We start from the raw sequence: 24,853 nt of genomic DNA, 5'->3' as shown, positions 1-24,853 counted from the left end.
TCGATGGGCAAGGTGACGCGGGGATATTGGCTGGCGGGCGCGCTGCTGTTTGCGGGCGGCGCGGTCGTGACGCGCGCGCAGGCGCCCGAGCGCCATGTCTGGACCGGGGTCTATACGAAGGATCAGGCCGAGCGCGGCAAGGCCGCCTATGCGGAGAATTGCGCGGCCTGCCATGGCGAAACGCTGGCCGGGATCGACGTCGCGCCCGCTCTGGTCGGGCCGACCTTCCTCAACAACTGGAACAACACGTCCGCCGGCGATCTGTTCGCGCGCATCCAGACGACCATGCCGCTCAACGCGCCGGGCAGCCTGGGCGGGCGGAAGGTCGCGGACATCGAAGCCTATATGTTCGAAGCCAACGGCTTTCCCGCCGGCGACCTAGCGCTGCCGCCCAATGCGGCGCTGATGCCCAATGTCAGGATCGTGGCGCAAAGGCCCGAACCGGCCAAGCCCGCGCCGGAATGCAAATGCGGTAAATGAGGGCCGGGCGGCGTCCCGCCGCCCGCCTCCCCATCAGGCGCCGGTCCAGTCCGGCACTTTCTTCGTGCGCGCCAGGAAATCGGACACGCCCCGCTGGAAATCGGCGCTGCCATAGACTTCCGCAATCAGATCCTCGACATCGGGCAAAGCCCCGAAGGCCATGCGCCGGATCGTCTCCTTCGTCGCGCGGGTGGTGAGCGGCGCATTTTCGGCGGCCCGCCGCGCCAGCGCGTCGGCTTCCGCATCCAGCGTCTCCCGCTCCACGATCCGCAGCAGGAAACCGCTGGCGAGCAGCTCCTCCGCCGTCAGCATCTCGCCCAGCAGCACCATGCGCTTCGCCCGTTGCACGCCGACCGCCGCGCCGATCCGAGCGACGCTGGCGGCGGAGAGGCAGTTGCCTATGGTGCGGCCAATGGGAGAGCCGAAGCGCGCATCGCGGGTCGCGATCCGGAAATCGCAGGCGGAGGAGATGTTGATGCCGCCGCCCACGGCCCAACCCTCCACGACCGCGATGGTGGTGCAGGGTATGGCGTCGACCGCGCCCATGCATTCGTCGATGTCGCGCTCATAATCGACGCCCTGCCGGCCGGTCGTATAATCCGCGAATTTGGAAATGTCGGTGCCGGATATGAACGCCTTTCCCCCGACGCCGCGGAACACCGCGACGCGGATGGAGGGGTCGGCCGCTATGTCCCGCGCCGCGTCGCGCAGGTCGTGCCACATCGCGCCGGTCAGCGCATTGTGGGCGGCGGGATTGTCGAAGCGGATATGGGCCTGATTGCCCCGCTTCTCGTAAATGAGGCGCGCCTCGCTCATTTCGCGGCTTCCCGCTGCGGGGCGAGCAGGCCCTTTTCCACCAGTTCCTGCCGGATCAGGTCGCTATGTTCGTTGAGCAGCGGCGGGGGCAGGCGGACCTCCTGGGGCGTGCCCCGCATCTTCACCGGGAAGCCCAGCGCCTTGAATTCGCCCTCCACCGGATGGGGCACCTGCATCACCATCTCCCGCGCGACGGCCTGTTCGCTGGTCACCGCCTCGCCATAGTCGAGGATCGGCGCGGCGGGAACGCCCGCCGCCAGCAGGGCGTCGATCCATTCCTGCCGCGTGCGGGTGAGGAAGGTGGGCGCTAGATCATCGATCAGCGCGAGCCGGTTGACGACGCGGGCGGCGTTGCTGGAATAGCGCGGATCGTCCTGAAGCTCCGGACGCCCGAGGACGTCGAGGAAGGTCAGCCACAGTCCCTGATTGGCCGCCCCGATGACGAACCAGCCGTCCGACGCCTGCATCGCCTGATAGGGGGCGGACATGCGGTTCGCCGAACCGATGGGCGTGGGCGACTTGCCCGTGCCCCAAAGCTCCGTCGTCTCCCAGATCGAAAGGCCCAGCGCCGCTTCCAGCAGGGAGGCGTCGATATATTGGCCCTGCCCGCTCTTTTCCCGGCCGATAATGGCGGAGAGGATGGCATAGGCCGAGAAAAGACCGGCGCCCAGATCGGCCACGGCGATGCTGTTCTTCGCCGGTTCCATGCCGGGAAAGCCGTTGGAGCTTAAGATCCCCGACATGGCCTGCGCGATCAGGTCGAAACCGGGGCGCTGCGCCCATGGGCCGGTCTGGCCGAAGCCGGAAATGCTGGCGTAGACGAGGCGCGGATTGATCTTCGCCAGCGTGTCATAGTCGATGCCCAGCCGCGCCGCGACGCCGGGGCGGGCATTTTCCACCAGCACGTCGGCGCTCTTCACCAGCGCATAGAGCACTTCGCGATCGGCATCGTCCTTCAGGTTGAGGGCGATGCTGCGCTTGTTGCGGTTGAGCGCGAGGAAACCGGGGCTGTCATCCCCCTTCAGGCGGAAGCCCATCGAATGCCGGGTCGAATCGCCCGTGACCGGCGGTTCGATCTTGATGACGTCGGCGCCCATGTCGCCCAGCAGCATGCAGCAGAACGGGCCTGCCATGACCTGCGAAATGTCGAGTACCCTGATGCCCGCCAATGGCAGCGTCGCCATATTCCTTCTCCCTTATGCGCCATATGGGGGCGCCGATTTTCGGTCACAGATCATATTGTATATGATTTGACCCTCTGCTAGCATTCCCCTGACAAAAGAACAACCGGGCTTGTCGACCAAAGGTCAAACCCGCCTTCAGGAGAGGCATGTCGTTGAAAATCACATCTTCGTTCCGCCGGTCCATCGCACTGGCTTCCCTGATTTCCGTTGCCGCCGGCGCTTTGCACGGCGCAGCCACGGCGGCGCCGTCGGCAGATGCCGACTGGGCCGCCTATGGCCGCGATCCCGGCGGCGCGCGCCATTCGCCCCTCAGGCAGATCACGACCGCCAATGTGGGCACGCTGCGGCAGGCCTGGGTATATCATATGCGCCCGCCCGGCGTGACCGCCGATGCGGGACCGATGCCGGACGGCATGCGCGCCAAGTTCGCCACCGGATTCTCAGCGTCGGAGGCGACGCCGCTGGTGGTCGACGGCGTCATGTATCTCGCCACGCCCTATAATCGCGTCGTCGCGCTGGATGCCGCCACGGGGAAGGAACGCTGGGCCTATACGCTCGCGAACAAGGACCAGCCCTCGACTCGCGGCGTCGCCTATTGGCCCGGAGCCAGGGGGAAGGGCGCGCGCATCTTCTTCGGCACCCGGTCCGGCAAGCTGATCGCGCTCGATGCCGCGACCGGCCAGCCTGCCGCCGCTTTCGGGGAGGCGGGAATCGTCAACATGAAGACGCCCGAGGTGATGAACGGCCTGCGCGCCGCGCCGCTGGGCATGAGCAGCCCGCCCGCCATCTACAAGGACCTGGTCATCACCGGATCGCGGGTGCAGGAGATGCCGGTCAAGGGCGCGGCGGGCGATGTGCGCGCCTGGGACGCGCGCACGGGCAAGCTGGTCTGGACCTTCCACACCATCCCGCAGGCGGGGGAGAAGGGCGCGGACAGTTGGGAGGGCGACAGCGCGAAGGCGCGATCGGGCACCAATGTCTGGACCTTCGTGCAGGTCGATGAAAAGCGCGGCATCGCCTATCTGCCGGTCGGCGCGCCGACCTTCGACCGCTGGGGCGCTGACCGAAAGGGCGCCAATCTCTATTCCAACTCGGTGGTCGCGGTGGACGCGGCGACCGGCAAATATCTCTGGCATTTCCAGACCGTGCATCACGACATCTGGGACCTCGACCTGCCGACGCTGACGCTGGTCGACATCAGGCGCGGCGGGCGGGTCACGCCCGCGCTGGTGGCGATGAACAAGACGGCGATCATGTTCATCCTTGACCGCGTGACCGGCAAGCCGCTGTTCGACGTGCGCGAAGTGCCGGTGCCGACCGAGACCGACGTGCCGGGCGAGCAGCCCTGGCCGACCCAGCCCATGCCGGTCGCGCCGCCGCCGCTCACCCGCCTGTCCTATAATGCCGAGGACATATTGGACGTCACGCCGGAGCTGAAGGCCCGGTGCGAGGCGCTGGTCAAGAAGCTGAACATCACCCCCAGCAAGCCGTTCCAGCCGCTGCGCGCCGACAGCGCGATCAATTTCTTTCCCGGCAGCCTGGGAGGCGTGGACTGGGGCGGGGGCGCGTTCGACCCCGATCTGGGCCTCTACGTCATCAACCTCAACGAACTCGCCAGCCCCCAGCAGTTGGAGCAGCAGCCCGACGGAAGCTGGGGCATGAAGGGCGGCTACGCCTATTTCGCGGACATGGAAACCGGCTTCCCCTGTCACAAGCCGCCATGGGGCGAGCTGGTGGCCGTAGATGTCGCCAAGGGCACGGTGGCGTGGCGCCGGCCCTTGGGCGACACCGGCCATCCCGCGCTCAAGGATGCGGGGATCACCAGCGCGGGCGGGCCGTTCACGACATCGGGCGGGCTGACCTTCATCGGCGCGACCAAGGACCAGCGCTTCCGCGCGTTCGAAACGAAGACGGGCAAGCTGCTCTGGACGGCGGAACTGCCCGGTTCCAGCTACGGAACGCCGATGACCTATGCCGTGGGGAAACGGCAGATGGTCGCCGTCGTGGCGACAGGGGGCTTCGCCTTTTCACCGGCCACCAGCGACGAGGTGGTGGCCTATGCGCTTCCTTGAGGACATGACATGCGTAAAGTCGGACTGATGATCATGGCCCTGACCCTGCCCCTGATCGGGGCGGGGGCATTGGCCCAGCAGGCGCCTGCGACCGTAGCCGTGCCGCCGCCGCCGCCCGGCCCTGGCCTGGACCTGATCAACGAACGCTGCGGTTTCTGCCACACGACCGGGCAGGTTTTCCAGAAGCGGCGGAGCGAGGCGGAATGGGCGGCGACCGTGCAGGGCATGGCGGACCGCGGGGCCGAGGTCTCGCCGGAGGAGGTCAAGACGATCACGGCCTATCTGGCGAAAAATTATGCCCCCGCGCCCGGTGCCGGGCCGGGCGCGGGCGGCCGTTAAACGCGGTTCGGCTCAAGCGGGCGGCGCGTCGCCGCCCGCTGCCCTTCATTGACCCCCGGCGTAGAGCGGCAGCATTCCCTTCACCTTGCTGCGCAGGCGATAGATGCTGGTGCTGCCGGTGATATAGACCGTGTGCCCATCCTCCGCGAAGGCCAGATTGGCCGCGGTTTCCGGCAGCCTGATCTGCCCCAGCACCTTGCCCTGCGGCGTGACGATGCGGATGCCGCCCGGGCCCGTCATCCAGATATTGCCGGCCGTGTCGACCTTCAGCCCGTCCGGCCCGCCGCGACCGCCGGGGAAGCGGATCAGCTCGCGCGGCGCGGACAGGCTGCCGTCCGGGCGCACATCATAGGCGCGGATATACATTTCGGGGCCGTAATTGCCGACATAGAGGGTCTTGAAATCGGGGGAGAAACCGATGCCATTGGGCAGCGTCATGTCGGTGATGACCGGCGTCAGCCTGCCGTCGGCATAGCGGAACACGGCGTTGAAGGGCAGTTCCTTGGCCGGGTCCTTGTCCATGCCGTTGAACAGGCCGAAGGGCGGATCGGTGAACCAGAGCGCGCCGCTCTTGTCGTAGACGAGGTCGTTGGGGCTGTTCAGCCGCTTGCCCTGATATTCCGACAGGAAGGGTTGCAGGCTGCCGTCCTTGCCGACCCTGACGATGCGGCGAGCGCCCATCTGCGTCATCAGCACCGTGCCGTCGGGGGCGGGGGCCATGCCGTTGGAGCCGATGCTGGCGCCCGCCGGGGGATTGGGCAGGCCGCCTGAATTGGCCACCAGTTCCTCCACCTTTCCATCCGGGCTGACGGCCCGCATCCTGTCCCCGGTGACGTCGGAGAACCAGAGCCGGCCCTCATGCCATAGCGGCCCCTCCGTAAAGCCGAAGCCGGTCGCCACCCGCTCGATCGGCGTGCCCGGCGCTATGATCGCGTCGAGCGCCGGGTCCAGCCGCTCGAAGGATGGCGCGGCGGCCGGTGCGGCGGGTTCCTGCGCCAGCAATGGCGCGGTCAGGGGGCAGAGCGCAGCGGCAAGCAGGGCGGCGCGAAGGCGGGATGACATGGCTTTGGTTCCTTCTTGGATGATCGAAAGGAGGGACGCGGGAGGATCGGCGCGATGTTACCGCCGCGGTTGGATGCGCGCTTCGGCTTCGGCGCGGTAGCGGGCCTTCGCCGCCAGATCGCGCGCCACGCCGATCACCATCAGTTCGAGCGGCTGCGCCCCCGTCTGGCGGATCGCCCGCGCCTCGCCAAGGTCGACGGGCACGGCGTCGCCCGCGCTGATCGGTGCGGTTTCCCCGTCCAGCGTTACTTCGCCCGTGCCGGAGATCACATAATAGACCTCGCTCATATCCGCCTGCACCCGGCGGCCGAGCGCCGCATTTGCGGGCAGCAGGACATGATCGACATAGGACCAGGGCGTCGAAAAGACCGCCGGTCCCAGCGCGCGGCGAAAGAGGACGCCGCCGGTCGCATCGGGCAAGGCAGCCGCCGCCGGCTTCAGGAGGGCGCGGTCCAGCCGCATGCTGATGAACTGCGGCACGGGATCGAGCGTCGCATCGGTGCGCGGGTCGCCCAGATCGAAATTGTCATAGCTCTTGGTCATGCCGACATTGATGTTCAGCCATTGCAGCGGCCTGTCGGTCGGATTGTAGATGCCATGGGCATGCCCCTTGCGGTCGGGCACGCCGGCAGGCCCGGCCAGGCGCGAGGTGCGGCCGTCGATGGTGAACTCCGCCTCGCCGTCGAGGATGATGAACATCTCCTCGCAATCATTGTGGAAATGCTGGCCGATGCCGCTTTTCGGCGCGATCGTCCCGCGATGGACGAAGATGAGGTTGGTGCTGAGCGCATTGGTGCCGAGCAGCGGCCCGAACTTCATCGATCCCGCACCGCCATGGACGCCGTTCGCACCCCGCATTTTGTCCGGATCGCTGTGGCCGATGCGTTGCGCCAGCGGCGGCGCGCCCTGCGCCATGGCCGTTCCGCCAAAGGCCATCAGCGCTGCGACCAGCGCCATGCGCGGCGTGCCCATGCCCATCTTCCCCTCTCCAATGCTTGCTCTTGCCTGCTTATGCCGACATACATCATCTTATCACGAATCATATAGTATATTGTTTGGCGCAGAAGCCAAGCGGGAGGGATGGTTATGAATGGAGCCGCGCGGTCCAGGGTCAGGCTGGGCCTGATCTTCCTGTTGTTCATCATCAGTGCGATCGCTTTTCTCGACCGCACCAACATCTCCGTCGCGGGGGTGGAGATGCGGAAGGAATATGCCATCGACCAGGTGCAGCTGGGCTGGGTCTTCAGCGCCTTCCTGATCGGCTATGCGCTGTTCCAGGTGCCGGCGGGCTGGCTCGCCGCGCGCTACGGTCCCCGCATCGTGCTGACCGGCGCGCTGCTCTGGTGGGGCGTGTTCACCGCGGCGACGGCGCTCATCCATCCGGAGGGCAGCGCCGCGCTGCTGCTGCTGGCGCTGACCCGCTTCGCGCTCGGCATCGGCGAGTCGGTCGTCTATCCGTGCGGCAACCAGTTCCTGTCGCGCTGGATACCGGCGCAGGAGCGCGGCAAGGCGAACGGGTGGATCTTCGCCGGGGTGGGCGCCGGGTCCGGCATCACGCCGCCGCTGATCACCGCGATCATCCTGTGGGGCGGCTGGAGGGCATCCTTCTATGCCTGCGCGGCAATGGGCCTTGCCGCCGCCGCCGTCTGGTTCTGGCTCGCGCGGGACCGGCCGCAGGAGCACCCGTCGGTGAACGCAGCCGAACTCGCGCATATCGAGGCGGGCCTGCCCCCGGCCAAAACGGCGTCGGCCGGACCCATTCCCTGGGGCGCCATATTTTCCAGCCGCAATGTCTGGGGCTTGTTCGTCAGCTATTTCGCCTTCGGCTATGTGATCTGGATCTTCTTCAGCTGGTTCTTCATCTATCTTGCCGAAGCGCGGCATCTGGATGTCAAATCCAGCGCCGTCTTCTCCATGCTGCCCTTCCTGTGCATGACCTTCGGCTGCCTGCTGGGCGGGGTCATCAACGACCGGGTGTCGGCGCGCTACGGCCTTTATTGGGGACGCTCCGGGCTGGGCGTGCTCTCCTTCGTGCTGACCGGCCTGTTCCTCGCCAGCGGATCGATGGTGGACAATGCGCCGCTCGCGGTGCTGATCCTGGCCGGGGGGGCAGGGGCGATCTACCTCTCGCAAAGCTCCTTCTGGTCGGTGACGGCGGACATAGCGGGCCCGCATAGCGGCGTCGTGTCCGGCTTCATGAACATGGGGTGCCAGATCGGCGGGGCGCTGACCTCCACCCTGACGCCGATGATCGCCGCGCAATTCGGCTGGACCGCCGCCTTCATCGCGGGGGCCGCCGTGGTGCTGGCGGGCGTGCTCGCCTGGGTGATCGTGGACCCGAACCGGCTGCTGGAGCAGCCGGCCGGGGAAGGCGCCCGGACGCCTATTGGCGGCGCGACAGCCTGACGGTGAAGGGCTTGCGCCCTTCCATGTCGAAGAAGGTGGTGCCGAACGGCGTGCGGCGGACATGGATCGCCGCCCCGACGGGCGGCGGCGGCGCGACGGTCGTCGTGTCGTAGGCGGTGCCGTCCTCCAGCTCCAGCCGGTGATAGCCGTGCCGCAACGGGATCGCCGCCTTCAAGCGGCTGTCGAAATCCGTGCGGCTCTTGAGGGCGTCGCGACGGTCCTGATAGCTGTTGATCGCAGCCGCCGATGCCGCGGCGGGCGGCGCGGGGACGGGAATCGGGCGGCTGTCCTGCGCGGCCCGGCCAGACCGGCGATCGTAGCAGGCCAGGCGTTCCGACGGGTCGTCCAGACGCGCGCAGCCATCTTCCTGCGCCAGCGCGACACATTGCGGAAACAACGCAATCCCGCCGATCACGGCCAGTTTCCAGATGTGTTTCACGCCCTTCTCCTCTTTTCATGTCATAATTTGTTTGACTAATGCTCTAACATCATATCCTATATGATCAAATGCAAGACGCAAAAGTCTGCTCTAGGGGAGGATTGATGGCAATCATAAAGGCCGCATTCTATCTGTGTTCGCCCGCCCTGCTCATCCTGGGGGCGTCGGCCCAGACATCTGCGCCGGCACCGTCTGCGCCGCCCGCCCGCCCGCCCATGGAAAATGCCTGGTCGCCCAAGCGGACGCCGCCGCGCGCCTATGACGCGCCCAATCGTCCCTGGTGGAAGCTCGCCGACATCCTTGCCGCGCACAAGGGCCAGAAAAGCTGGACGCACGCCATCGTCCGCAACCGCGATCTGGAGGCGGACTGGCACCAGATGGCGGCCGGGCAGCGCACCGAACCGCTGATGTATGCCGACAATGCGACCGCCCTCATCGTTTGGGGCGGGCAGCTTCGGGTCAGCATCAAGGGGCAGGAACCCTTCGTCGCGGTCAAGGGCGGAGAGGTCTATATTCCCTTCCGCCTGCCTTTCACCCTGGAAAGCGTGGGCGACGAGCCGGCGCTGTGGCTGGAGGTGCACGGCGCGGGCGACGTGCCGCTCTATCCCGCCGCGACCAGGCCGGACAAGCCCAGGGACGTGCCGGGCTTCACCTATGTGAAGGCCGCGTTGATGGGCGGCGACGGGCATTATGGCGCCGCCGACCGGCCTTATCTCGATTATTACAAGGATGTGGTGACCGGCGGGCAAAGAGCAGGCGCCTTCATTGCCGGCGATCATCTGTTCGTGAACAATATTCGCGGAAAGGGCATCAAGACTCCGCCGACCAGCGATCTTGGCCATTTCCACTTCGGCTATGATGAATTCTGGTTCATCATGGAAGGCAATGTCGATTACCAGATCGAAGGCGTGCCGTTCTTCACCGCGTCGCCCGGCGACGTCGTGACCGCAGCCCAGGGCCGGTGGCATCGCGCCAGCTTCGGCGGGCAGCCGGGGCAGATGGCCACGCGCGTCGCGATCAACCCTTATCCCCGCGGCTTGCACAGCTTCCAGCCGCACTGAACCGCGCCCCTCGGGGCCATCGCCAAATACCCCGGAATCCGGAGACTTTCAGCCTCCGGACAGCCATAAACTCGCATAAAAATCCTATAGTATATGATAATGAGGGAGAGAGCCATGTTGGGAGAATATCTGCCTGCACGATTGAACAGTTCGCTGATCGCGATCGCGGCGGTGATGGTGGCCGGCCAGCCCGTGCTGGCCCAGGACAATGCGACGATCGCGCCGCCGCCCCAGAACAGCCAGTCGGTAACGGACAGCGACATCGTCGTCACCGGTTCCGCCATCCGGGGCGTGGCGCCTGTCGGGTCCAACCTGATTTCGGTGGGCCAGGATACGATCGAGAAGACCGCGCCCGTCAACGTGTCGCAACTCGTCAACACCGTGCCGTCCATTTCCACGGCCGGTTCGGTCGCGCAGGGCGAGAATGCCTATTCCTATTATTCGCCGCAGATCCACAGCCTTGCGGGATCGTCGTCCAACACCACGCTGGTGATCCTGGACGGCCTGCGCCTGCCCGGCGGCGGCACGCAGTTCGCCCAGACCGACCCCAACATCATCCCGGTCAGCGCGATCCAGCGGGTCGAGGTGCTGGCCGACGGCGCGTCGTCCGTCTACGGGTCGGACGCGGTCGCGGGCGTGGTCAACTTCATCACCCGGCGGACCTTCGACGGGTTCGAGGCGAATGCGCAGGCGGGCTTTGCCGACAGCTATCACAATACCAACTTCAACTTCATCTGGGGCAAGAAGTGGGACACGGGCGGCGTCTATGTCGCGGGCTCCTATTCCGACCAGTCGGAACTGAAGAACAGTGACCGCCGCTTTTCCAGTCTGGGCGATTATCGTCCGGTCGGCGGCACCAACACCAACAGCTATCAGTGCAGCCCCGCGACGATCATCGCGCCGGGGGTCAGCGGCGTCTTCCTTTCGCCCGGCGCGACGACGACAGTTCCCAATATTCAGGCGAACGCGCCCTGCAACAATTCGGTCTACGCCAATCTTCTGCCTTCGCAGTTCCGCGCGAATGCGATGATCAAGGTCACGAACGATTTTTCGGACAAGTTCACAGTCACCGCGATGATGAACTATAACCGCCAGGAAACGCATAATGCGTCCGGACCCGGCGGCCTGACCAACGCCACCGTATTCGGTCCCGGATCGGGCCGGGGCGGCCAGATCAACCCCTTCTACCAGGCGCCCGCGGGCGCGCCCGGCGCCACGCAGCAGACGGTCACATGGCTCGCCCTGCTGCCCGACGCGGATTATGGCGAACAGGAATCGCAGTCTGATTCGATCTATTCGACCGCCGTCGCGGAATATCATGTCAATGACGACTGGACGCTGACCTTCAGCGACGCCTTCGGCTGGAACCGCTCGGCGCTCAACACCGTCAACGGCTTCTGTTCCGCCTGCGCCCTGCTGGCGCTGAACGGCACCGCGCAGTTGAGCGGCAGCACCACGGCGACCGACATTCCGGGCCAGAACGTCATCGCGCTCAACCTGCCGCTGACGGCGGCGAACGCGCTGGACGTCTGGCGGCCCTTCGACGGCACCAACCGGACTTCCGAAGCGGTCATCCGCTCGCTCTATCGCAACAATAGCGAGAATACGAACTACAACACGTTCAACCAGATGAAGCTGGACCTGAACGGATCGCTGTTCAGTCTTCCCGCGGGCAAGCTCAAGATCGCGGTCGGCGGCGAATATCTCTGGTATGAACAGACGCAGAAGATCACTGGCTCCAACAATACCGGCCCGACCACGACCGGTTCGAACTTCCGCGTCTATAACTACAAGCGCGACGTGAAGTCGCTTTACGCCGAACTCTATATTCCGGTCGTTTCACCGGATATGGGCATTCCGCTGGTGCACAGTTTCGACCTCAGCATCTCCGGCCGCTACGACAGCTATAGCGACGTGGGATCGACCACCAATCCGAAGTTCGCCGCGAACTGGGAGCCGGTGGAGGGCGTCAAGCTGCGCGGCAACTATTCCCGCGCCTTCGTGGCGCCGCCGACCGCGGTGATCGGCGATCCGACGCAGGGCTATCTCTACGCATCCGGCAGCGTCGGCGTGAACGGCACGCAGATCGCCGTGCCCATCGCCAACTATCCCGATGTGGCGAACATCCCCGGCGTGCAGTGCAATGCGACCACCTGCACCATCGGCACGCCGGCGATCCAGGGCATGCGGCGCCAGCTGGGCGGCGGCTTTTCCAACATGACCCCGCAAAAGGGCCGCAGCTGGTCGGCGGGCATCGACCTAGCGCCGCGCTTCCTGCCCGGCTTCACCGCCGCCTTCACCTATTTCCACAACAAGTTCATCGGCGGCGTTTCCTCCCCCAGCCCCAGCGCCATCGTGAACTCGGCGGGGCTGCGCAACCTGCTGACCATCTGTCCGCAGACCTGTTCGCAGGCGCAGATCGACGAGTTCGCCAATATCGCCAATGGCGCGACGGTGTCGGGCGCGATCCCGCCGCAGGTCTATTTCCTGATCGACCAGAGCAGCCGCAATGCGCTCAACCTGACGGTGGAGGGGATCGACGGGCAGTTCAACTATCGCACGGAGATCGGTGAACTGGGCAGCTTCGTGATCGGCACGGGCTTCACCTACTTCACGAAGTTCCGGCAGAATTTCGGCGGCGGCACGGACTTCAGCATCCTCAACACTTCCGGTTACAACACCACCTTCCCGTCGGTGCGGTTCAAGAACCGCGCACAACTGGGCTGGGCCAAGGATGGACTGTCCGCCGATCTGTTCTGGAACCATACGGGTTCCTACCGCAACTGGATCAGCACGACGGTGGAACCGATCATCGTCAATTCGATCGGCAACCCGATCGGCGGCGGCGACAAGGTCAAGGCCAACGATACGTTCGACCTGCACCTGCAATATGAATTCCAGGGTGAAAGCTTCGCCCGGGGATGGCAGATCTATGTCGACGCCCAGAACATCTTCGACAAGAACCCGCCCTTCTACAACGGCAACACCAACGGCATATTGGGCGGCGCATGGGGCTATAACGGCTTCGTGTCGAACCCGATCGGGCGCATGGTTTCGGTGGGCCTGCGCATCCGCATGTAATCCCTTCGCCGGGTCGCACGGAAAGGGCTCCGGAGCATGCATGCTCCGGAGCCCTTTTCACGTCGGAGGATGGCGGTTCAGGAAAAGGGCGTGGCGAATTCCAGGCGGATGCCCCCGGGAATGAAGACCAGGAAGTGCCGGGTGGCCGATCCGGCGCGGATCGGGCCGGGCGGGGCGTCGACCACCACCTCCGGATGGGCGCGCACCTTCTCCCACGCGGTGTCCAGCGCTGCATCGTCGGCCACCGCGAGCGAGAGATGGTGCAGCCCGATATTGGCCCGCCGGTCGAAGGCCCGGGCGCTCAGCGGATCGGCGGCGCGCCAGAGGGTGAGGAGGATCGCGCCGTCCGACAGGAAGATGGAGGGATAATCGGGAACGCCACCCACCTCGTCGAAGCCGAGCACGCCGCAGAAGAAGGCCCGCGCCTGGTCGAGATCGGGCACCGTCAGCCCGACATGATGGACGCCGCGCGTGAGTTTGTCTTTCATGATTTCTATCCTTCCAGTTCGGCAATGCGTGCGCGAAGCCGGTCGAGCTCGTCCACCAGGGGCGCGGTGAGGCGCTCGATCTCCTTCCGCGTGAAGCGCGGGGTGATATGTTGCGGACAGTTCCAGTCGAAGCCCACGACATCGATCAGGAAGGCGCGCTCAGGTTCGGCGCCATAGCCGGGCGTCATCAGCGCCGCGATGGTCGCCGGATCGTCGCTGCCATGGGCATGGCCGATCAGCTTCAGGCGGCGGCGGTTGGGATAGTCCATCAGGAACAGGGACACCCGGTCGTCGGCGGCGAGGTTCGCGGCCGAAAGATATTGGCGGTTGCCCCGATAATCGGCAAAGCCGATCCGGTTGTCCCCGATCCGCCGCAGGAAGCCGGCCGGGCCGCCGCGATGCTGAACGTAAGGCCAGCCATCCTCGCTGACGCTGGCCATGTAGAAGCTGTCGCGGGCGGCGATGAAGTCCGCCTCCCGGTCTGTGAGCATGTCGGCCGCGCCCGCATTCGCCTCCATGCGCGCATAGGAAGCGCGCGAACCGGCGGCTTCCTGCATGGCGCGTGCGCCGTTGCCGAACATGGTGTGGAGATAGACCTGTGCCATGCCGGACAAGCTAAGCCATTGCACGCTGCATGATAATGGCCGATGATTGGCTTTCACTGTTTCAGTTCGGGGAATAATGGATCGCTTCGATGCCCTGTCCGCCTTCGTCGCGGTGGCCGACCAGCGCGGCTTCGCCGCCGCAGCGCGCAAGCTGGGCATGTCCCCGCCCGCCGTCACCCGCGCCGTCGCCGCGCTGGAGCGGCATCTGGGCGTGACGCTGTTCCACCGCTCCACCCGCGCGGTGTCGCTGACGGACGAAGGTGCGGCCTTTCTGGACCGGGCGCGGCGGATCATGTCCGACCTGCGGGAGGCCGAGCAGATCGTCATGGGCGGCCGGTCGGCGCCGCGCGGCCAGCTTTACGTGACCGCTCCGGTGATGTTCGGGCGACTGCATGTGCTGCCTGCCATCGGCGCGCTGCTGGCGGCTCATGACGGGCTGAGCGCGCGCATGATGCTGATCGACCGCAATGTCCGCATCGTCGAGGAAGGGATCGACGTGGCCGTGCGGATCGGGCCGCTGGCCGACAGCGCGCTGCGGGTGATGAGCATCGGATCGGTGCGGCAGACCATCGTGGCCAGCCCCGCCTATCTGGCTGCGCATGGCGTTCCGGCGACGCCGGCCGATCTGGCCGGCCATCGCTGCATCGTCGGCAGCGGCATCAGGATCGGCGCCGCCTGGCGTTTCGGCGGGAAGGCGGAAAGCACGGTCGAGGTCGCTCCCCGCCTGACCGTCAATACGATCGACGGCACGATCGCGGCGGCCGAGGCAGGGGTGGGAGTGGCCAATGTCCTGAGCTACCAGGCGGCGGAGGCGGTCGCGGCCGGGCGGCTCGTCCGGCTGCTGGAGGACCACGCGCCGCCGCCCGTGCCGGTCAGCCTGCTCTACGACGCGGGGCGCGCGGCAATGCCCGCTGTGCGGCTGTTCCTGGAGGCGATGCGCGAGCGGGCGCGGCAGGGGGCGTGGGACTGATGGCGGGAAACGCCTGACCGGAATCGCTCCTGCCGCGCCCGGCTTGGGGTGTTTTGCATCGATACGGTGATCGCGCGCGCCGCCACCACGCATTCAAAAAGGATCGCCGCCGATCCCCGCGATCAGGGGCAGGGATCGGGCAGTTCGCGATGGATCACTTCGATGGCGGCCAGCGCATCTGCATCCAGGCGGACGTCGACGCTGGCGAGGTCCATCTTGAGCTGCTCCAGCGATGTGGCGCCGATGATCGTCGACGTGACGAAGGGCCGGCTGTTGACGAAGGCCAGCGCCAGTTGCGCCGGGGGCAGGCCATGGGCCTGCGCGACGGCGACATAGCGCGCGCTGGCGGTCGGCTGTCCGGGCAGGTCGTACCGCACGAACTGGCGGCTCACGTCCCTGCGCGAACCCGCGGGAATGCGGCCGCCCAGATATTTTCCCGTCAGATTGCCGCCGGCCAGAGGGGAATAGGCGAGCAGCGACACCTGTTCCCGCAGCGCATATTCCGACAACCCATGTTCGAAGGTGCGGTTGAGCAGATTATAGGCATTCTGGATCGAGGCGACGCGCGGCCATTCCTTCTCACGCGACAGGCGCAGATATTCGGACACGCCCCAGGGGGTTTCGTTGGAGACGCCGAAATGGCGGATCTTTCCTGCCCGCACCAGGTCGGCCAGCGCGCCCAGCGTTTCCTCTATGGGCACGGTGTCGGGCGTATCGTCCAGTCGCGTGAGGCCGCGAGCGCCGAAGGACGGCACCGGCCTGTCGGGCCAGTGCACCTGGTAAAGATCGATATAGTCGGTGCGCAGCCGGCGCAGGCTGTCCTCCACCGCCTGTTCGACATTGCGCCGGTCGAGCCGGTTGTTGCCGCCGCGAAATTCCCGCACGGCGTCGCGGGTGGGACCGGCGATCTTGGTGGCGACTATGACGTCGTCCCGCCGCTTCCGGCCCGCGATCCAGTTGCCGATATAGGTTTCGGTCAGGAACTGCGTCTCGCGGGATACGGGCGTCACCGGATAGGCCTCCGCCGTGTCGATGAAGTTGACGCCGTGGCCCACCGCGTGGTCGAGCTGCTCATGCGCCTCCGCCTCGCTGTTCTGCGAGCCCCATGTCATGGTGCCGAGGCAGATCAGGCTGACCTCGATCCCGGTGCGTCCCAATGTGCGATATTCCATTCCGTATCCCTATATGAAGCTGGCCTCCGCCCATTCTCCTTAGACGCTGGAGGCGGCAGGACACTCAAGATAATTTCATAAAGCGTTGAGCAAGCCTGTTTTCACGGTCGCCGGAGCCCGGCGGAACGGGAGAATGGCCGCGCGGCCGCCGATCGTTTCGTGCTGCGTGCGCTCCGGGCCGCGAAAGGACCGATTGCGGCCCTCCGTTCCGCCCGCTAAGGTCGCCATGGTTCTTTGTCATTGAAGGATCATCGAACGCCCTTGTCCAGCCGGGACGTCCGACAGGGATGACCGGCGCCGCGCCGAACCGCGCTTTTATTCAGATCTGGATATGCCCGCCACCGTGTCTGATTTACCTGATCCAGCGGATGCGCTTGCCAAGGCCGGTCGCCGCCTGGATGCCCGCGGCCTGGCGCCCGCGACCGCCGGCAATTATTCCGCCCGGCTGGCCGACGGGACGATCCTCTGCCGAGACGTTGCTGCCCCGGCAAGCCTAGCTCAGCCTGCTTCAGCGCCGCCGCGATCTGCTCCACCGAAAACCGCTGCTTCTTCATCGACGTACCTCCTCAACAAGGAAAATCCGTCGAAAAGCTAACGTTACGTGTGGACCACTTTGCCCATCTCACCTCACGACCATGGCGACTGGGCGGTGCTGAAGGTTCAGCACTAGCTCCGGGCGACCGGCGCAACCGACGCCCGTCTGTCGAGCCTGGCCGCTATAGGTGGGCTTGAGAAGCGGATCTTGTTGCGCCGTTTTCTGAAGGCGACGGGCCTTATCACCACCGACTATTGCCAGCGGCTGCGGGTGGCGAGCGCGCAGGAATTGCTGCGGTCGAGCGTGCTACCGATCGACCCGATCGCGTGGGAGGTGGGCTATGCCGACACGTCGTCGTTCCGAAGGCTGTTACGCGCATCGTCGGGCTGACCCCCGGCGAGTATCGGCTGCGCTTCCGGGGACGATAGCGGAGGGGGAACTTATTTCCGTAGGCCGTAGCGCGCGGCAGGCTCGGCATTGAACATCGATTGCAGCAGCGTGCCGCTCGCATTGTCATAGGCTTCTAGGAGGGATGTGTCCGCCAGTGATGGTGCGATGACGCGTTCGCCCTGCTCCAGGCCCGCCATGACGGCGTCGACGCAATCCTCGGTCGACATGACGATCGCATCGGGCAGCGGGTCCAGATCGGCGCCGCCCGCCACGTCCCATCCTTCGGAAACCACCGCGCCGGGCAGGACCAGCCGCACATTGACGCCAGTGCCTTCGACTTCGTTCTGGAGATATTTGGTCAGGAGATAGACATAAGCCTTGGTGGAGGCGTAGACCGGAATGCCGATGCCGGGGAAGGGCGCGAAACCCGCTCCGGAGCCGATATTGATGAGCGTGCCCGCGCCTTTTTCCGTAAAGCGGACGAGAGCGGCTTTGGACAGGGTGGTCAAAGCAGTGACGTTGAGCGCGACCATGTTGGCGATCACGTCGTCAGGCGTTTCGACCAGCGTCTTGATCGTGGAGTAGCCGGCGTTGTTCACCAGGAACGACACCGACGGATCGCCGGAAATACGCTCCGAGACGGCGGCGACGCCGGCAGGATCGGACAAGTCGGCGACCAGAACGTCGGCGCGCACCGAGAAGCGGCTTTCCAGATCGGCCGCGATGGCGCGAAGCCGGTCTTCACGCCGCGCGACGAGCACGACGTCGTAGCCGCGCGCGGCGAGACGATCGGCGAACAGCTTGCCGATACCCGAAGAAGCACCGGTGACGATCGCGGTGCCAAGATTCCCAGACAAATCAGTTTCCTTTAGCATGTGGAGAGGAGCCGATCAGGCGAACGCCCAATGTTATGCGTCGCAATATGCTACCGATCTATCCGGAGCCATGACCAATCGCCTCATGTAGCGGGTGACATATGGGCTCACGCCCGCACGTGGCGGCGGGCTCACCGACAAATATTCGCTACTCTCTCCTGCGCTTAAGCCGTCTTGGCCGCACGCATGCGGGGGCTGCGGGTTGAGCGAGATTGCGATGTTTGGGCTGCATCAAACCGTCCTAGCCGCCGCGGCGGAAAGCTCCCAATGCACAATCGGGCGCGTTGGCGCACCGCTTGGCCCTCAGGAGTTACCGTGAGCACCATCGTTGATCGTCACAATCTCGACTTTCTGTTGTTCGACATGTTCGATCTGGAAAAGGCGCATGCGTCCGGCCCTTTCGAGGGGCAGGACCGGGAGCTGGTTTCCCAGCTTCTGGATACGGCGCAGCGCATCGCCGAGGCCGAATATCTGCCGACCGCCGCCCCGCTCGACGCCGTTCCGCCGACCTTCGAGAATGGCGAGGCGGTAATGCCGGCCTATGTCGGCCGTGCGTTGAACGCCTATAGCGAGGCAGGTCTGTCGGCGCAGAGCTTTCCGGTCGAATCTGGCGGACTGGGCATATCGCACACAGTCAGCATGACGGTGAACGGCATGTTCAGCGCGGCCAATGTCGCGATCGCCAACTATTTTCTGCTGACGGCTGCCGCAGCGCGGCTGTTGCTGGCTTTCGGGACGGAGGAGCAGAAGTCCCGCTACGCCTCGCATATGATCGCGGGGCGCTGGATGGGCACGATGTGCCTGTCCGAGCCGCAGGCGGGATCGTCGCTCGCCGACATTACCACGCGGGCCGATCCGGCGGGCGACGGCTCCTATCATCTGCGCGGCACGAAGATCTGGATTTCGAGCGGCGGCCACCGCATGAGCGAGAATATCGTGCATCTCGTGCTCGCGCGGCTTCCCGACGCGCCCGCCGGAGTCAAGGGCATCTCGCTGTTCCTTGTCCCGCAAAAGCGCCTGAATGAAGCGGGTGAACCGGGGGAGGACAATAATGTCACGCTGGTCGGTCTGGCGCACAAGATGGGACAGCGCGGAACGACCAATTGCCAGCTCAACTTTGGCGAGGATGGTCCTTCGGTCGGCTATCTGGTCGGCAAGCCCCATCAGGGGCTGCACGCCATGTTCCACATGATGAATGAAGCGCGGATCGGCGTGGGGCATGTCGCGACCATGTCCGGTCTGGTGGGGTATCTCTATTCGCTCCACTATGCGACCGACCGGCTTCAGGGCCGCCGCCTCGGTCAGAAAAATCCAGCATTGCCCCAGATTCCGCTGATCGAGCATGTCGACATCCGGCGGATGCTGCTGGCGCAGAAGGCGGCGGTCGAAGGTGCGCTTGCGCTCTGCACCTATTGCGCGCTGCTGATCGACGAGCAGAAGAGCGCGAAGAAGGAGGATCAGGCCGACCTTGCCCTGCTGCTGGAGGTGCTGACGCCGATCGTCAAGTCATGGCCGTCCGAACATTGCCTTGAGGCCAACAAATGGGCGATGCAGATATTGGGCGGGGCGGGATATACCAGCGATCATCCCATCGAGCGCCTGTATCGCGACAATCGCCTGAACCATATCTATGAAGGCACTTACGGCATTCAGGGCATCGATCTTCTGGGACGGAAAGTCCGGCTGGCAGAAGGGCGTGGTCTCGACCTCTTGATCGAGCGGATCAATGCGACGATCACGGAAGCGGCGGCCATTCCCGCACTGTCGGGCCATGCGGCCCGGCTGGCCGAAGCGATCGGCTGGGTCACGGAGGCCACCAGCGCCGCACTGGCCGAACCCGATCTGGAGCGCAGCCTCGCCAATGCGACTCTATACCTCGACGCGACGGGGACGGTGGTGATCGGCTGGCTGTGGCTGTGGCAGGCGATGGTCGCTGTCCGCAGGCAAGAAGGCGGCGTTGCCAACAGGGCCTTTTACGAAGCCAAGCGCGCCGCCTGCGACTATTTCTTCCGCTACCAGTTGCCGCGCGCGCAGATTGACCTGGGGCTGGTGAAGGCGCTGGACGATACCTGCCTTGCGACGACTCCCGGGCAGTTGAGGGTCGCTTGACGATCCAAGACTCGGCAGACATGCGCGATAATCAAAAGGAGGATGGCTTGGGACACCGGAATACAGGAACGCCGGATCTGCTATCGGCGCTGGACGAGGGCGTTTTGACGCTGACGCTCAACCGGCCGGAGGCGCGCAATGCGATGAGCGATCCGATGCTGGAGGCGATCGACCGGGAACTCGCATTTGCCCAAAGCAGCCGCGAGGTGCGGTGTGTCGTCCTCCAGGGGAACGGCCGCGCCTTCTGCGCGGGCGGCGACGTGAAGGCGATGGGGGACAATCCGATCACGCCGTCCTCGCTGGACGACCGGATTGAGTATCAACGCGTCATCCAGCGGGCGACATCGGGCAGGCTAGTCGCGATGGGCAAGCCGAGCCTGGCTGTCATCCACGGCCCCGCCGCGGGCGCGGGCCTTGCGCTGGCGCTGGCATGCGACCTGCGGATCATGGCGCGTCCGGCATTTCTGCTGACGGCGTTCGCGAACGTGGCGCTTTCGGGCGATTTCGGCATCGGATATCTGCTGGCCCGGCTGGTCGGGATGGCGCGGGCCAAGGAGTTGATGTTCCTGCCCGAACGCGTGGCGAGCGAGCGCGCGCTCGATCTGGGGCTGACCAACTGGGTGTGCGACGCCGAGGAACTGGAGGCGCAGGCGGCGCTGATCGCTGGGCGTCTCGCGTCCGCGCCGCCACAGGCGCTGGCTTATATGAAAGAGCATCTCAACAGCGCGCTGTCCACCGAGTTCGGCGCCTATATGGACCATGAGGTGCGCTGCCATATCGACTGTTCGCAAACGGCGGACCATGTGGAGGGCGTCAGGGCTTTCGCGGAGAAGCGCGCGCCTGTCTTCAGCGGCGGTTAGGGTGGACGGGCACTCCGCCGCGCATCCGGGGCCACTTCCCCCGGCCCTGTTGCCCGATGGCATACGGTCCCGCATCGTCAGCGGTGTCGGCGATCTCGACATGCACATTCTGGAAGGCGGATATGAGGGGAGGGGGCGACCCGCCATCCTTCTTCTCCACGGCTTTCCCGAACTGGCGTGGTGCTGGCGCAGGGTGATGCCGCTGCTCGCGGACGCGGGCTATCATGTGATCGCGCCGGACCAACGGGGATTTGGACGGACCAGCCCGCAGTCCGATGCCTATCTCACCGATCTGGAGCCTTATGCCACTGGCAGTCTGGCTGCGGATATCTTCAACCTGATGGACGCGCTGGACATGTCGTCGTTGGACATGCTGGTCGGCCATGACGCCGGCTCCATTGTAGCGGGATTCTGCGCGTTCGCGCGACTCGACAGGGTTCGCCGGCTGGTGCTATCCGCATCGCCCTTCGGCGGCGCTCCGCCCGCAGGTGCGTTGCCCACAGCGCCTTTCCTCGACCATCCGATCCATGAAGAGCTGGCGCGCCTGTCGCCGCCGCGCAAACATTACCAAGCCTATTATTGCGGTCCGGAGGCGAATGCGGACATGTGGCATGCGCCGCAGGGCATGCACCAGTTTCTGCGCGGCTATTATTATCAGAAAAGCGCCGATTGGGACGGCAACAGACCTGGTCCGCTCAAGGGCTGGACCGGCGAGGAAATCGCCAGATTGCCGCATTATTACTGCATGCCGGCGCAGTGCGGCATGGCGGAGGTTGCCGCCGCCATTATTCCCGATGCGGGGCAAGTGGCGGCGTGCACATGGCTGAGCGATGCCGACCTGGCGGTCGCCGCCGCCGAATTCGACCGGACCGGGTTCCAGCCCGCGCTCAATTGGTATCGCAGCGCACTGGCCGAGGGGATGACAGGCCGGGATTTGGCACCTTTCTACAGTCGGCGTCTTGCCATGCCAGTGGCATTCATTGCCGGCAAGGCCGACTGGGGGCCCTATCAGTCTCCGGGACTGTTGGAATCGATGCGAGACGGGGTGGCGACGCAGCCGGTTGCCCTCCATTTCATCGAGAGGGCGGGGCACTGGGTGCAGCAGGAGCAACCGGAGCGCTTTGCTGAAATCCTGCTAGCTTTCGCAGGGCCGTCATGACGCTGTGCCGCAAATCGCGACCGGAGGGTTGCGAGGGCTGGTCATTGCCCCGCCGCGTACCGATGGCATGATCGGGCCACCATTTCGCGCTGAAAAACGGTCCGGTCCCAAAATGACTCCATCGGTTCCTATCCTTCTGCACATGGATGGAGCGGTGCGCACGGCGGGCGAAATGCATAAAAATCGGAGAGGCACAGAATGACAAAGCTCTTGAATGACCATCGGATCGATCCAAGGATCAAGGCTGTTTTCGGCGAATATGGCGCGCCGGCCGCTTCCGATCTGCTTACGCGCGAAGAGCTGATCGAATTCATGCACACGCCCGAAGCGCAAGCAGCCGTAGCGGCCGACGCGCAATTTTTTGCGGAAGCCGTGTGCGAAGCGTCTGCGCCGTCCTCCGGCATCATCTATGAAACCAAGACCTTCATTTCGCAGCCCGATGGGAATGAGATCAAGATCCAGTATATCCGCCCCGAAGGCGCGGGCGTCCTGCCCTGCGTCTACTATATGCATGGCGGCGGGATGGCGACCTTGTCCGCCTTCGACCCCAATTATCGGGGATGGGGCAGCATCATCGCAGCGCAGGGCGTAGCGGTCGCCATGGTCGATTTCCGCAACAGCCTGCTACCGTCTTCCGCGCCTGAAATCGCGCCCTTTCCCGCCGGCCTTAACGACTGTGTTTCAGGTCTGAAATGGGTCCACGCGCATGCGGAGGAATTGCAGATCGATCCTGACCGGATCACGCTTGCCGGCGAGAGCGGCGGCGGCAATCTGGCGCTGGCGACCGCGCTGAAGCTTAATCGTGACGGCGACATCGGCCTTATCAACGGCGTCTATTCGCTGTGCCCGTTCATCGCAGGGCAGTGGCCGCATCCGGACCATCCGTCATCCCACAATAATGAAGGCATCTTCATCAGCATCGGCAACAATCGCCTGACGCTGGCCTATGGTATCGAGGCGTTCGAGCGCAAGGATCCGCTGGCATGGCCCATCTTCGCGTCGGAAGACGATCTTAAAGGGCTTCCGCAGACGGTCATCAGCGTGAACGAGTGCGACCCGCTGCATGACGAAGGCGTCGTATTCTACCGCAAGCTGCTGGCAGCCGGAGTGCCCGCGCGGTGCCGCTCGCTGATCGGGACAGTGCACGCGGTCGAGATTTTGCCGCGATGCGCGCCCGACATCAGCGCAAACACCGCCAACGACATCGCCTATCTCGCCCGTACGGGCAAATAGGGATGGCTCTGCCTTCCGCCGATGTCGCTGGCTCGCCCTTCGATGGAATAGCTAAAGGAGATTGAAATGGCTGACGGTTCCTGGGCGCCGACACCTTCATTGAGAAGTCAGGTCAGCGAGGCGGAGTGGAAGATGCGTGTCGATCTCGCCGCACTCTACCGCCTCGTCGCCCTGAATGGCTGGGACGATATGGTCTACACCCATATCTCCGCGCGCGTGCCGGGGCCGGAGGAGCATTTCCTCATCAATCCCTACGGCATCTTCTTCGAGGAAATGACCGCGTCGTCGCTGGTGAAGATAGATATGGACGGCAATGTCGTTCAGGACACCCCCTACAAGGTCAATGCGGCGGGTTTCACCATCCATTCCGCGATCCATGGCGCGCGGGAGGATGTGAAGTTCGTGATGCACCTGCACACCGAGCAGGGCATCGCCGTGTCGGCGCAGAAGGAGGGGCTGCTGCCGCTCAGCCAGACCGCGCTGGCGATCCTGCCCGAGCTTGCCTATCACGATTATGAAGGCATCGCGCTCGATCTGGATGAGCGCGAGCGGCTGGTCGCCGACCTCGGCAACAATGCGGCGATGCTGCTCCGCAATCACGGGACGCTGGCGGTCGGGCTGGATGCGGGCGATTGCTGGCGGACCATGTTCATATTGGAGCGGGCCTGCAAGATTCAGGTCATGGCGCTGACAGCCGGGCGCGAGGGTGTCTTGATCGCGCCGGAAGAAGCGCAGCATACCGTCGCCCGCCAGATGGCGGCGCGCGGTCCGCTGCGGCTGGAGGGCGGCCAGTCCGCCTATGAACTGATCTGGCCGGGCTGCCTGCGCCGCCTGCACCGCCAACTGCCGGGCTTCGACGCCTGACTAATATCGATGCTCATGCAAGAAAGTCCGACCATGTCCGACACCAAGGAAATCGAAGGCCCCACCACCCATTTCACGCAAATGGCGGATTCTACCAAGGAGGACTGGGCGATCATCGATAGCCATTACAAGCCCTTCCATGCGGGACTGTCGAACCGGATATTGACGCATCTGAAGCTGCTGGACGGTGACTTCGGCGGTTACCCGGTCGATCGGCTGGAACATAGCGTCCAGTGCGCCACGCGCGCCTATCGGGCGGGGATGGACGAGGAATATGTCGTCTGTGCTTTGCTTCACGACATCGGCGACACGCTGGGTTCGGGCAATCATGCCGATCTCGCCGCGGCGATCCTGAAGCCCTATGTCTCGGAAAAGAACCACTGGATGGTGGAAAAGCACGCCATCTTCCAAGGCTATTATTTCTTCCATCATATCGGCGAAGACCAGCATATGCGGGAGAAGTTCAGGGGGCATCCGCATTTTGAATATACGGCGGATTTCTGTCACCTCTACGATCAGTCCGCGTTCGACGGCAATTATGAAAGCATGCCGCTCGAAGCGTTCGAGCCGATGGTTCACCGGCTGTTTTCGACGATGCGCTATTCCTTCTACAAAAGCCCGACTGCAGAATAATCAGGCCATAGCAGACAGAC

At 64.9% G+C, this 24,853-nt stretch carries 24 protein-coding genes; 15 read left to right on the top strand and 9 right to left on the bottom strand.

Annotated features, from left to right (window positions below):
* The first annotated feature begins 3 nt into the window (after positions 1-3).
* Entirely contained in the window at positions 4-480 is a 477-nt protein-coding gene (locus TZ53_RS07595) for a c-type cytochrome (protein ID WP_044660930.1), read from the top strand.
* Positions 481-513: 33 nt separating this feature from the next.
* On the opposite strand, the gene TZ53_RS07590 is transcribed toward TZ53_RS07595, so the two are convergent.
* Complete coding sequence (locus TZ53_RS07590; RefSeq protein WP_044660929.1) at positions 514-1,296, bottom strand: enoyl-CoA hydratase; 783 nt, start codon at positions 1,294-1,296, stop codon at positions 514-516.
* The gene (locus tag TZ53_RS07585) at positions 1,293-2,480 is read right to left on the bottom strand and encodes a CaiB/BaiF CoA transferase family protein (RefSeq protein ID WP_044660928.1); all 1,188 of its coding nucleotides are present in this window, start codon (positions 2,478-2,480) and stop codon (positions 1,293-1,295) included. Before TZ53_RS07585 ends, TZ53_RS07590 begins: the two co-directional genes overlap by 4 nt.
* A gap of 146 nt (positions 2,481-2,626) precedes the next feature.
* Between TZ53_RS07585 and TZ53_RS07580 the strand changes: the two genes are divergently transcribed.
* Entirely contained in the window at positions 2,627-4,552 is a 1,926-nt protein-coding gene (locus TZ53_RS07580) for a pyrroloquinoline quinone-dependent dehydrogenase (RefSeq protein WP_044660927.1), read from the top strand.
* 9 nt (positions 4,553-4,561) lie between these two features.
* Positions 4,562-4,891, top strand: coding sequence for a c-type cytochrome (locus TZ53_RS07575; RefSeq protein WP_044660926.1), 330 nt, complete (start codon positions 4,562-4,564; stop codon positions 4,889-4,891).
* 45 nt (positions 4,892-4,936) lie between these two features.
* Here TZ53_RS07575 and TZ53_RS07570 read toward each other — a convergent pair whose 3' ends face one another.
* On the bottom strand, positions 4,937-5,953 hold the full coding sequence (locus tag TZ53_RS07570; RefSeq protein ID WP_044660925.1) for an SMP-30/gluconolactonase/LRE family protein: 1,017 nt from the start codon (positions 5,951-5,953) through the stop codon (positions 4,937-4,939).
* Positions 5,954-6,010: 57 nt separating this feature from the next.
* Positions 6,011-6,931 carry a cupin domain-containing protein gene (locus tag TZ53_RS07565; RefSeq protein WP_044660924.1) on the bottom strand — a complete coding sequence of 307 codons (921 nt, stop codon included), beginning with the start codon at positions 6,929-6,931 and terminating at the stop codon, positions 6,011-6,013.
* Positions 6,932-7,039: 108 nt separating this feature from the next.
* On the opposite strand from TZ53_RS07565, the gene TZ53_RS07560 reads away from it, so the two are divergent.
* Complete coding sequence (locus tag TZ53_RS07560; protein ID WP_044660923.1) at positions 7,040-8,359, top strand: MFS transporter; 1,320 nt, start codon at positions 7,040-7,042, stop codon at positions 8,357-8,359.
* Here the strand turns inward: TZ53_RS07560 and TZ53_RS07555 are convergent.
* Entirely contained in the window at positions 8,337-8,798 is a 462-nt protein-coding gene (locus tag TZ53_RS07555) for a hypothetical protein (RefSeq protein ID WP_044660922.1), read from the bottom strand. The two genes, TZ53_RS07560 and TZ53_RS07555, sit on opposite strands and share 23 nt — an antisense overlap.
* A gap of 104 nt (positions 8,799-8,902) precedes the next feature.
* Between TZ53_RS07555 and TZ53_RS07550 the strand changes: the two genes are divergently transcribed.
* Together TZ53_RS07550 and TZ53_RS07545 are read left to right on the top strand one after the other, a co-directional pair.
* Entirely contained in the window at positions 8,903-9,859 is a 957-nt protein-coding gene (locus tag TZ53_RS07550) for a cupin domain-containing protein (RefSeq protein ID WP_044660921.1), read from the top strand.
* 114 nt (positions 9,860-9,973) lie between these two features.
* On the top strand, positions 9,974-12,940 hold the full coding sequence (locus tag TZ53_RS07545; RefSeq protein ID WP_044660920.1) for a TonB-dependent receptor domain-containing protein: 2,967 nt from the start codon (positions 9,974-9,976) through the stop codon (positions 12,938-12,940).
* 77 nt (positions 12,941-13,017) lie between these two features.
* On the opposite strand, the gene TZ53_RS07540 is transcribed toward TZ53_RS07545, so the two are convergent.
* Both TZ53_RS07540 and TZ53_RS07535 read right to left on the bottom strand, forming a co-directional pair.
* A complete protein-coding gene (locus TZ53_RS07540; protein ID WP_025550669.1) occupies positions 13,018-13,428 on the bottom strand; it encodes a VOC family protein in 411 nt (136 codons plus the stop codon).
* Between the two features lie 5 nt (positions 13,429-13,433).
* Complete coding sequence (locus TZ53_RS07535) at positions 13,434-14,033, bottom strand: pyridoxamine 5'-phosphate oxidase family protein (RefSeq protein WP_044660919.1); 600 nt, start codon at positions 14,031-14,033, stop codon at positions 13,434-13,436.
* A gap of 76 nt (positions 14,034-14,109) precedes the next feature.
* Between TZ53_RS07535 and TZ53_RS07530 the strand changes: the two genes are divergently transcribed.
* Positions 14,110-15,003, top strand: a complete 894-nt coding sequence (locus TZ53_RS07530; protein ID WP_044660918.1) for a LysR family transcriptional regulator — start codon at positions 14,110-14,112, stop codon at positions 15,001-15,003.
* Between the two features lie 122 nt (positions 15,004-15,125).
* Here TZ53_RS07530 and TZ53_RS07525 read toward each other — a convergent pair whose 3' ends face one another.
* Complete coding sequence (locus TZ53_RS07525; RefSeq protein ID WP_044660917.1) at positions 15,126-16,175, bottom strand: NADP(H)-dependent aldo-keto reductase; 1,050 nt, start codon at positions 16,173-16,175, stop codon at positions 15,126-15,128.
* Between the two features lie 331 nt (positions 16,176-16,506).
* On the opposite strand from TZ53_RS07525, the gene TZ53_RS27355 reads away from it, so the two are divergent.
* A complete protein-coding gene (locus tag TZ53_RS27355) occupies positions 16,507-16,770 on the top strand; it encodes a class II aldolase/adducin family protein (protein WP_197565261.1) in 264 nt (87 codons plus the stop codon).
* 147 nt (positions 16,771-16,917) lie between these two features.
* Entirely contained in the window at positions 16,918-17,100 is a 183-nt protein-coding gene (locus TZ53_RS27350; protein WP_076605763.1) for a helix-turn-helix domain-containing protein, read from the top strand.
* 50 nt (positions 17,101-17,150) lie between these two features.
* Here the strand turns inward: TZ53_RS27350 and TZ53_RS07515 are convergent, their stop codons facing one another.
* Entirely contained in the window at positions 17,151-17,957 is an 807-nt protein-coding gene (locus TZ53_RS07515; protein ID WP_052628166.1) for an SDR family NAD(P)-dependent oxidoreductase, read from the bottom strand.
* 333 nt (positions 17,958-18,290) lie between these two features.
* On the opposite strand from TZ53_RS07515, the gene TZ53_RS07510 reads away from it, so the two are divergent.
* From TZ53_RS07510 to TZ53_RS07485, 6 genes are all read left to right on the top strand, one after another.
* Entirely contained in the window at positions 18,291-20,084 is a 1,794-nt protein-coding gene (locus TZ53_RS07510; RefSeq protein WP_044660915.1) for an acyl-CoA dehydrogenase, read from the top strand.
* Between the two features lie 47 nt (positions 20,085-20,131).
* The gene (locus TZ53_RS07505) at positions 20,132-20,944 is read left to right on the top strand and encodes an enoyl-CoA hydratase-related protein (protein ID WP_238320144.1); all 813 of its coding nucleotides are present in this window, start codon (positions 20,132-20,134) and stop codon (positions 20,942-20,944) included.
* A gap of 49 nt (positions 20,945-20,993) precedes the next feature.
* Positions 20,994-22,103 carry an alpha/beta hydrolase gene (locus tag TZ53_RS07500; protein ID WP_197565243.1) on the top strand — a complete coding sequence of 370 codons (1,110 nt, stop codon included), beginning with the start codon at positions 20,994-20,996 and terminating at the stop codon, positions 22,101-22,103.
* 198 nt (positions 22,104-22,301) lie between these two features.
* Entirely contained in the window at positions 22,302-23,336 is a 1,035-nt protein-coding gene (locus tag TZ53_RS07495; protein ID WP_044660912.1) for an alpha/beta hydrolase, read from the top strand.
* A 66-nt stretch (positions 23,337-23,402) separates the two neighbouring features.
* Entirely contained in the window at positions 23,403-24,200 is a 798-nt protein-coding gene (locus TZ53_RS07490) for a class II aldolase/adducin family protein (protein ID WP_044660911.1), read from the top strand.
* 33 nt (positions 24,201-24,233) lie between these two features.
* Positions 24,234-24,833 carry an HD domain-containing protein gene (locus tag TZ53_RS07485; RefSeq protein ID WP_044660910.1) on the top strand — a complete coding sequence of 200 codons (600 nt, stop codon included), beginning with the start codon at positions 24,234-24,236 and terminating at the stop codon, positions 24,831-24,833.
* Positions 24,834-24,853 lie beyond the last annotated feature (20 nt).

It is taken from the genome of Sphingobium sp. YBL2, assembly GCF_000943805.1.
In the GTDB taxonomy this organism is placed as follows: domain Bacteria; phylum Pseudomonadota; class Alphaproteobacteria; order Sphingomonadales; family Sphingomonadaceae; genus Sphingobium; species Sphingobium fuliginis.
The sequence above is the reverse complement of the archived record's forward strand: the minus strand, read 5'-3'. Positions and strand labels throughout refer to the sequence as shown.